This window comes from Prevotella sp. P4-98, assembly GCF_002251405.1.
In the GTDB taxonomy this organism is placed as follows: Bacteria; Bacteroidota; Bacteroidia; order Bacteroidales; family Bacteroidaceae; genus Prevotella.
Window position 1 is genome coordinate 1 of the sequence record NZ_NPJC01000029.1, and the last position, 7,313, is coordinate 7,313.

Annotated in this window: 8 protein-coding genes; 1 reads left to right on the forward strand and 7 read right to left on the reverse strand. The window is 35.6% G+C overall.

Annotation, left to right across the window (positions count from 1 at the left end):
- Nucleotides 1-15: 15 nt before the first annotated feature.
- From CIK96_RS04865 to CIK96_RS13045, 7 genes are all read right to left on the reverse strand, one after another.
- Entirely contained in the window at nucleotides 16-1,794 is a 1,779-nt protein-coding gene (locus CIK96_RS04865; RefSeq protein WP_094439948.1) for a hypothetical protein, read from the reverse strand.
- 232 nt (nucleotides 1,795-2,026) lie between these two features.
- Complete coding sequence (locus CIK96_RS04870; protein ID WP_144007487.1) at nucleotides 2,027-2,644, reverse strand: hypothetical protein; 618 nt, start codon at nucleotides 2,642-2,644, stop codon at nucleotides 2,027-2,029.
- Nucleotides 2,645-2,672: 28 nt separating this feature from the next.
- Nucleotides 2,673-3,113 carry a hypothetical protein gene (locus tag CIK96_RS04875; RefSeq protein ID WP_094439950.1) on the reverse strand — a complete coding sequence of 147 codons (441 nt, stop codon included), beginning with the start codon at nucleotides 3,111-3,113 and terminating at the stop codon, nucleotides 2,673-2,675.
- A gap of 46 nt (nucleotides 3,114-3,159) precedes the next feature.
- Nucleotides 3,160-3,420: a hypothetical protein gene (locus CIK96_RS04880; protein WP_094439951.1), complete on the reverse strand. Its 261-nt coding sequence runs from the start codon at nucleotides 3,418-3,420 to the stop codon at nucleotides 3,160-3,162.
- A gap of 46 nt (nucleotides 3,421-3,466) precedes the next feature.
- The gene (locus tag CIK96_RS04885) at nucleotides 3,467-5,110 is read right to left on the reverse strand and encodes a hypothetical protein (RefSeq protein ID WP_144007488.1); all 1,644 of its coding nucleotides are present in this window, start codon (nucleotides 5,108-5,110) and stop codon (nucleotides 3,467-3,469) included.
- 29 nt (nucleotides 5,111-5,139) lie between these two features.
- The gene (locus CIK96_RS04890) at nucleotides 5,140-5,691 is read right to left on the reverse strand and encodes a hypothetical protein (protein ID WP_094439953.1); all 552 of its coding nucleotides are present in this window, start codon (nucleotides 5,689-5,691) and stop codon (nucleotides 5,140-5,142) included.
- Nucleotides 5,692-5,707: 16 nt separating this feature from the next.
- A complete protein-coding gene (locus CIK96_RS13045) occupies nucleotides 5,708-6,040 on the reverse strand; it encodes a hypothetical protein (protein ID WP_144007489.1) in 333 nt (110 codons plus the stop codon).
- 953 nt (nucleotides 6,041-6,993) lie between these two features.
- Here CIK96_RS13045 and CIK96_RS04905 point away from each other — a divergent pair.
- On the forward strand, nucleotides 6,994-7,313 hold a 320-nt coding region (locus tag CIK96_RS04905), incomplete at its 3' end, for an SH3 beta-barrel fold-containing protein (protein ID WP_158214829.1).

The following is a 7,313-nucleotide window of genomic DNA, read 5'->3' on the forward strand; positions in this document are numbered from 1 at the left end:
GAATAAGGGGGATTATTACACACAACATGCTTTATCCCAACAAATAAGTTCCTTAGTCATTTCATCGGGCATCGTGTCAAACTTCTCCCAGAAAAGCTCCTTCATCCAGGTTTTAACATCCTCTGTAGTTTCCAGCTTCAAATAATCCCTCATTCTTTCCATATCGGATTCCGATAGATACACACCATCATGTAAAGAAAATGGTGTTACGCCATAACTCAATAGATCATAGCAAAGAACACTTATTATGTATGTCTCTATTCTACACATCTCATACTGAAGCCTTTTCACTTCTTTTCCTTTTCGGTTTATTATCATATCATTGTTAAATAGCATTTTTCTAATGGATGGGAAATAACTAAAGAACAAGTCTATCTCAGGATATTGGTACTTAGCCTGGGCATATACTTTTGAGTTACGATATGCTTGCGCATTTTCTTTTATAATATCTCGTGGTGTTTTCTCCGATACATTGCATCTTCTGGTGAAGTATTCATTTGTCACAAGATTTACTATTGTGTCATAAAAGATTCCTTTACGAATGAAATTGTAATAATACGTCTTTTCCAAAATCGGTATGTTGTCTTCTAAAAGGACTTTCAGAAATAATAAAGTATAGAAGCAATTTGATATATCAAATGCTTCAACAAGAGGTGAACAGTTGTAATACACGAACTTTCTATACTCCCTTCCTAAAGAATGAAACGGATGCCAGAGCCTACCACATACAGTAACATACGCTTTTCTGCTATGCTTCTTCTCCCATGTATCCAGTGAATCAATTTTTCCGATCAACATAATGTCTCTGCTATTTGCTCGAAATTCCAAATCTTCATAAGGAGCAATATAAGGCTTGAAGGGCAAACGCTCATAATGTTTGTTCTCTTCATTGTCAAAATATTCCTCTTCAAAACAATCTTCACTCTCATTCTTTGTGACCAAATGCTTAAATCGAGGTATTATAATAGAAGAAAGAATAGGCTTTGCTATTTCATAAGAAAGGTTCTTATCATATAGATTTATTAAAGAATGTAGATAGTCTGTTAAACAATAATCTATAATAAGATATTGTTGAGGACTATCTTCTGTTTTCATTTCAGGCGTGCCGCCCGCCCCGCTAAAAATAGCGGGCGGACACGCCGTCACGGGACTGAACTTGTAAGAATCTTCTCGATTATATATATAACTTTGCTTGTTTGGATTTAACATATAGCCAGATGAAGAAACAGTATTCTCTATTTTATATTCATAAGGTAAGTATCTTTGATAGCTTGAAGAAGATAGTTGGTTCATGACGGAAACATGATGAGGTCTTGTATCTACATATAACAAGTTATCTTGATAAAGTCTCCACAAAATCTTTTGAAATGTTGTTTTGTCTATACAAAGAGTTTTGCAGAAATCTTCTGTATATAATTCGTTATTTAGTTTTAAATAATCCACAAGAAATTCTATCAAAAAGAAAAACTTTATGTAGGCATCTTGAGTCTTTGGACTAGCACGTTTTATCCATTTGCCGCAGCTATCCTTTATTCCAGTGAAGAGGATTCTGTTTGAATTTTTGGGAAAAGGAATGCGAACATCTGGTTTTGATGGATCAACAAAACTACTATATCTATGAGCCCATTCATATTCCTCATAAGTATATGATAAGTTGGCTGACTGCTTCATTATCGCATAGCTAATACGATTAACATGCAAAAGCAGATTGGGTTTACTATTGTTATCAAGGACTTCATAACCTAGAATGTCCAGAAGTGGAGCATATTCGGATAATTTGAGTAGGTTTACCATCTTTTATTCTATTTTTGCAAATATACCACTAGTGTCCACAGTTTTTAGAGGACAGCATTGCAAATATACAACTTTAATTTGATAATAGAAAATGTGAAGGGTATAGAAAAAAGATAAGACCCCTAGCGAGGCCTTATAATATTTTCAAAGTGTATAGATATAATTCGGTTGGATACTATTTGTTTTTAGCTCTTTCTTTTACTTTCTTTATCTGTTTTTGTAGGTTCATTTTCTACTTTCTAATGCGTTTGCCATCAATAGTGAATGTCTCAGTTATTTCGTATTTACCTTCTTCAGAATACCTGCTAGTACGCATAACAAGTTCTGTTCCATTAAAAGAATCCAGTCCCAAATTTGTGGGCAGACAAAGAGTCTTCTTCGATTTTAGATCTATAATAAAACTCTGCACGCTTAACGTTGCCGTAGGGCCATTACCTTCGACCAATAATTTCAGAGCCTTACCATTCTTGGATAAAATAGAAACACTGGATATTGTTCGTATAAAATCAAAAGGAACAATGGTTGCTTCATCTAATGAATACCACCAGTCCACTTCAGCATCAGGGTTAGTGATAAGAATGTTTTCTGTTTTTTTCGTTACCTTGTTATATACCTTTAGAGAGACCTTCTTTGCAGCAGAAGGATCTTTTTTGTCATATAAGGAGTCTGGTTCTTCACTTATCCATATTGAACATTCCTCATTTTCTGCTGCACAGCGACCCGATGGTGAGATGTCGTTATATAGTTGCGCAATGCTATCAGAACCAAAAGAGGTACAGTCCTTCTTGCATTTGTTATTGCCGCATCCGACAACCAATAGCAACAAAGAAATACTTAATATTTTTCTCACATACATAGTACTAACCGAACATTGTATTCTAGATTTCTTTCAGCTCCTTTATTACCTTAGACATCTTTCGTATGCTCTCTGCTTCTTGTTTTACACTTTCTTTGGCTTCTAGCGACTCTATAAAGTAGTTGAGCATTCTTTCCGCTTTGTCTTCATCCTTTTCACCGTAGCATGGGACACCCGTTGCTTCTTCTAAAACAGGATGAAGATTTTGCCCCTTATACCATGTGTACAGTTCTTGAATGTCACCAATGCCTTTCCCCATCAAAGACCATATTTCTTCATCAGTCTGACAGGACATCAAGCGTTGAAGTATGGACAGGTCCGTGATAGGGCCACCATCTTCCCACTTCATTTCGGGATCACACTTAAAGAAATCAAGATAACCATTCATCCAATCTACCATATAGCGTGAAATTGGAAGATGTTCTTGTTCAAGACAGGTATTCATAAGTTCTTCTATTTCCATTGTTCTCGTGGCTTTTGATAACTGTCACTTGGCGTTACATGCCTAATCAATCTTCTATTTGGGGAAATTCTAACGGCTGGTCGCGTCTAGTGTTTTCTAATGCTTGGATAATATCAGATGGCTTGCGAAAGCCTTCACTGTCTGTCAGTAATTCAACCGTAGCAAATGCAATCTTTACTGAGACATCGATATCGTCATTGATGTCAATACTGTCATGATGTTGGTTCTTGGAGAGCATAGCCCCAAGCGAAGCCTTGTAGATGTCCAGAAAGACTTCTTTCTGATAATCTGTTAAATTGTTTGTCATAAATTTATTGTTATTTGTTACTATATTGTCTGAAATAGCATATCTCTTATCTGTAGATTACAGAATATACCTTATTGTTCCTCTTTTCTACAAATACTATAGCAGCCCATTTGCCGAAAACACCAGTAATTTCGTATCTCTTTGAATATGGGGTTTCTCCTGTTACCCTGGAGTTGGTGTTGTTTTCGATCAATCCTTCTGGAGTTCCAATAAGTATTTTATTATCATTAAACAATGCATCAACATATTTTTTGCCATATTTTTGGTAAAGTTCTTGCATTCTTTTTTGTTTCATTTCTTTTGCCTGCGCCTCGATCACTTCACTAGAAATGGTAGTTATTATTCCTACTTCTTCAGCCGCTTTACGACGTTCTTCTTCGTATTGCTTATCCATTTTATCGAAACGTATATCACTGATATCCTCTTCTGAGAACAAGCTCTTTATAGCAAGTATGTCATCATAAAAACAAGTTTTGACCTTGCCATAGACAAAATCTTCAAATTCTCCTGACGTAAATACATATTGTGAGGATGGTTGGTTGTTTTCAGAGGTTATGATTAATATGCCATCCTGTCTATGCAAAAAGCAATCGTAGACAATTCCATTACGCAGTTTTGAGAATTTTAAATGATCTCCGTTTGAAAAATAGATTTCTCCAACTTTATCATTATTTACGAAATTGCTTATAGTGTCTGTCGGTAGGCAGTTAACCAACACAGCGTCGTTATCAGTATTGCTTGCTGAAATAGAGAACAGTTGCATCATATATTCATCGTTAGGATAATACATCCTATTACAACTATCATCAAAATAACCTCCCTTAATTTGTTTGCCGTTCAACTTCCTATATGTTATATTATCCTTTCTAATCAATTCATTTCCATTGATTCCCTTAACTAAATAATTGCTTCCGAACAATTCTGATAAATCTGAAAAATAAGACATAAATGCTTTGATGCTGTTTCGCCCAGTAAGGATTCTAGGAAGCATATAGGATATTTCATCACGCTGATTCGAATAAACGTATCTGAAATTGCAACCATAATCAAAGATAGGTTTGTCAGGATTTGGTTCACCAATAATTGCACGTGTTAATTTTCTCCTCTTACTCCCAACCTGTTCGTTAGACAGTTTCTGATGGCCCATAACATTTGTCACGTCAAAGAACCATATATTCCCAGATGGCATTTTTATTTGGACATATGGACTGTCAGAGCTATTCTGAGATGTTATTTGCCCGCCTTTTTTGTGTATTTCTTCAATAAATGATTTCGACTTCTTCTTATTCGTAAGAATTTGAAGAAAATCTGAAAAAGTCATTCCTGTCTCACTCTCAGAAATGCATGAAATTCCCAAAGGAGATAAAATAGAAACTACACCACCATTCGTTATGCTAATTGAATAGCCACTTCTGTCTTTGATATTTGCTGCTATTACCTTTTTAATTCTCTCTTCATCTATGTAATAACGCGCTGCTATTGATTTGTTTGTTGCCTCGCCTGTAAAAGAGTTAACCTCGTATTCTGTATTAAATTGAATCCAGTTGTCGCTTTTGTCAAAAATTTTCGAAGTTCCATCAGAGTAACTAACAAGTCTGTAGCCTTTGTAGTTTTCTTCATTAATCACATTTTGGGCATTTATTTGTAATGCTCCAATAAGGAAGAAAAATAAATAAAATACCTTTTTCATAATTGTTATTTCATTAGATTTGTTTGCCATCAGTGAGAAAGATGGAATCTGCTTGGATTGGAATGAGCAAGTTCTACTCTTTCACCGTTATTGTTAAGAATAAAAATCCGAATGTCACATATATAATAAATTGTTTCCTTATCTTGGGGTATGTCAAATTGATCATAAGCCACAAATACACATTGGTCATTGACACATTCATTGTCATCTGGTGTTAGATTACCGATGATGCAGAAGCTTCCGTCTTCGTCACGAGCACTTTTTCCTACTAATGGTCTTCCATCTTCATCAAAGAAACGAATTTTTGTATAACAAGTTGTTCCTTTTAAATTGTAGAAAGTCTGTTTAGAAGACAAGTTCATCCCTGTTTCCCCGTTACGACAGATATTGTGCTCAATGTTCAAATCACTGACAGTTGCTGAAATGTTCGCTTTATAAGAATATTCTTTAACAGCAACTACTTCATTGCTTTCATTGTCATCTGTTGACTGAAACAGACGTGAAAATACAAGATATCCAATGAAGCCGATAATCGCTAGGGTTATTATCGTTCCTGTTAATTGAAAAAGAAATTTTCCCATCTCGTATTATTGTGCATTAATCATCTACATATTCTATAGCGCTTAGATAATTCATCTCGTACTCAAACTCTTCGCTATCATAGATTACTCTTTTTAGAAATAAAGTTGTAGCCCTGCCATCAATCGATAACCTACGATACATGTCTTCGGGAATGACTTCATCAACAAAACCTGAACACCAACAACCTGAAGTGCTTTTATAATTACCTCTCCACGTAACCCGAACTTTACGGGGGCCGCTTTGATTTTTGGAATAACAATTATTATCCTCATAACCATTGCCCGTAGTATTCTCCATGCTGTCATACATGTCACCAAAGCCGTTCCAGATGCTTTTTAATAGACCCATAGTTAGATGCACTAATCCGTGTCGTGCGGAACCTTTGTGCCTCTCTGTCCCCTACGTTTGGCGGTTAGTAATAACACAAAAAAAGGCGTTGGGGACTACTTGCTCATTACCTACTGAGGCACAATGTCGGGAAACATTGCTCTGGAATGCCGTAACACGTAACTTACAAAAGCCTATCCAACGCCCGTAGGTATATAAACCCTGTCATTGCTGACAGAACCATATACACGGTACGCTGGACGTTCTTGCAGTCTTATCAGTGTTACTTCAATTTTCCAGATTTCAGTACAGTAGTGATAACACGCTGAACGCCCGTCTCCACACCTATAATAGGTGCTTTGACGTTGCAAAGATACTAAAAAAAATCTATTATCTTGAATTAATAGATTTTTTAATTGATTTTCAAGTGGAGAAATACTAAAATTTCTCATTTTGTTCTTCAAAACGAGAACAATTATTATTGATTTGATGTTGATGCAATCTATATAATTCTTTTCTGATTAATCTCTAAGGGATCTACTTCAGTTTACTCCTTGTCTGTTCCAAATAGAAGACCAATTCTTGACGTATTACGTATTCCTCTTCCACCACTTTTCGACAATAGTATGCCTTTACGGATAATACATTTTTTATTTCGATAGGGGTGTTCGGCAGACAAACCGTAATTCCGTAGGCTTGAATAAGTGATACCAAGCTCATCGCTCGTATAGAACTCATACATGTTGGCTATTGAGCCATAATAGTGATGAGTACCATTTATTTCTAGGTGAATGACCGTTCTTTCCTTTTCCATTATATCGAATTTTGTGCAAAAGTACAAAGAATATTGCATATATCAAATAAAAGTCACGATATTAACTATTTTTAATCATAACAATAGTGCATATATTAAATAAATGTCGTACCTTTGCATTGTAATAATACAGATAACTTTCAATGAATGAATTATGAATATGGTAGTTACAACGATTAGTCAAATGACAGCCACAAGAATGACTGCAATAGCGAATATTACTGGTAGTAATTCCCTCGCAGCAACAAAAGCCTTGCTAATCGAAGAGGCTATCAAACAAATGCAAAATGGGATCTGTCATTTCCTATTCCAGAAGAAAGATGGCTCTATTACAGAACGATTTGGTACACTTAATCCAGAACTATGCAATCAACATATCAAAGGAACTGGCAAAAGTCCAGAATTACGAGGCTGCACTTATTTCTGGGATGTTGTCAATGGTGGTTTTCGCTCTTTCCGTTGGGAAAACATCATAGCCAT

Coding starts and splice junctions, on each gene's coding strand:
- CIK96_RS04865 (WP_094439948.1), bottom strand. CDS start 1,794: ATGGTAAACCTACTCAAATTATCCGAATATGCTCCACTTCTGGACATT.
- CIK96_RS04875 (WP_094439950.1), bottom strand. CDS start 3,113: ATGGAAATAGAAGAACTTATGAATACCTGTCTTGAACAAGAACATCTT.
- CIK96_RS04880 (WP_094439951.1), bottom strand. CDS start 3,420: ATGACAAACAATTTAACAGATTATCAGAAAGAAGTCTTTCTGGACATC.
- CIK96_RS04885 (WP_144007488.1), bottom strand. CDS start 5,110: ATGAAAAAGGTATTTTATTTATTTTTCTTCCTTATTGGAGCATTACAA.
- CIK96_RS04890 (WP_094439953.1), bottom strand. CDS start 5,691: ATGGGAAAATTTCTTTTTCAATTAACAGGAACGATAATAACCCTAGCG.
- CIK96_RS13045 (WP_144007489.1), bottom strand. CDS start 6,040: ATGGGTCTATTAAAAAGCATCTGGAACGGCTTTGGTGACATGTATGAC.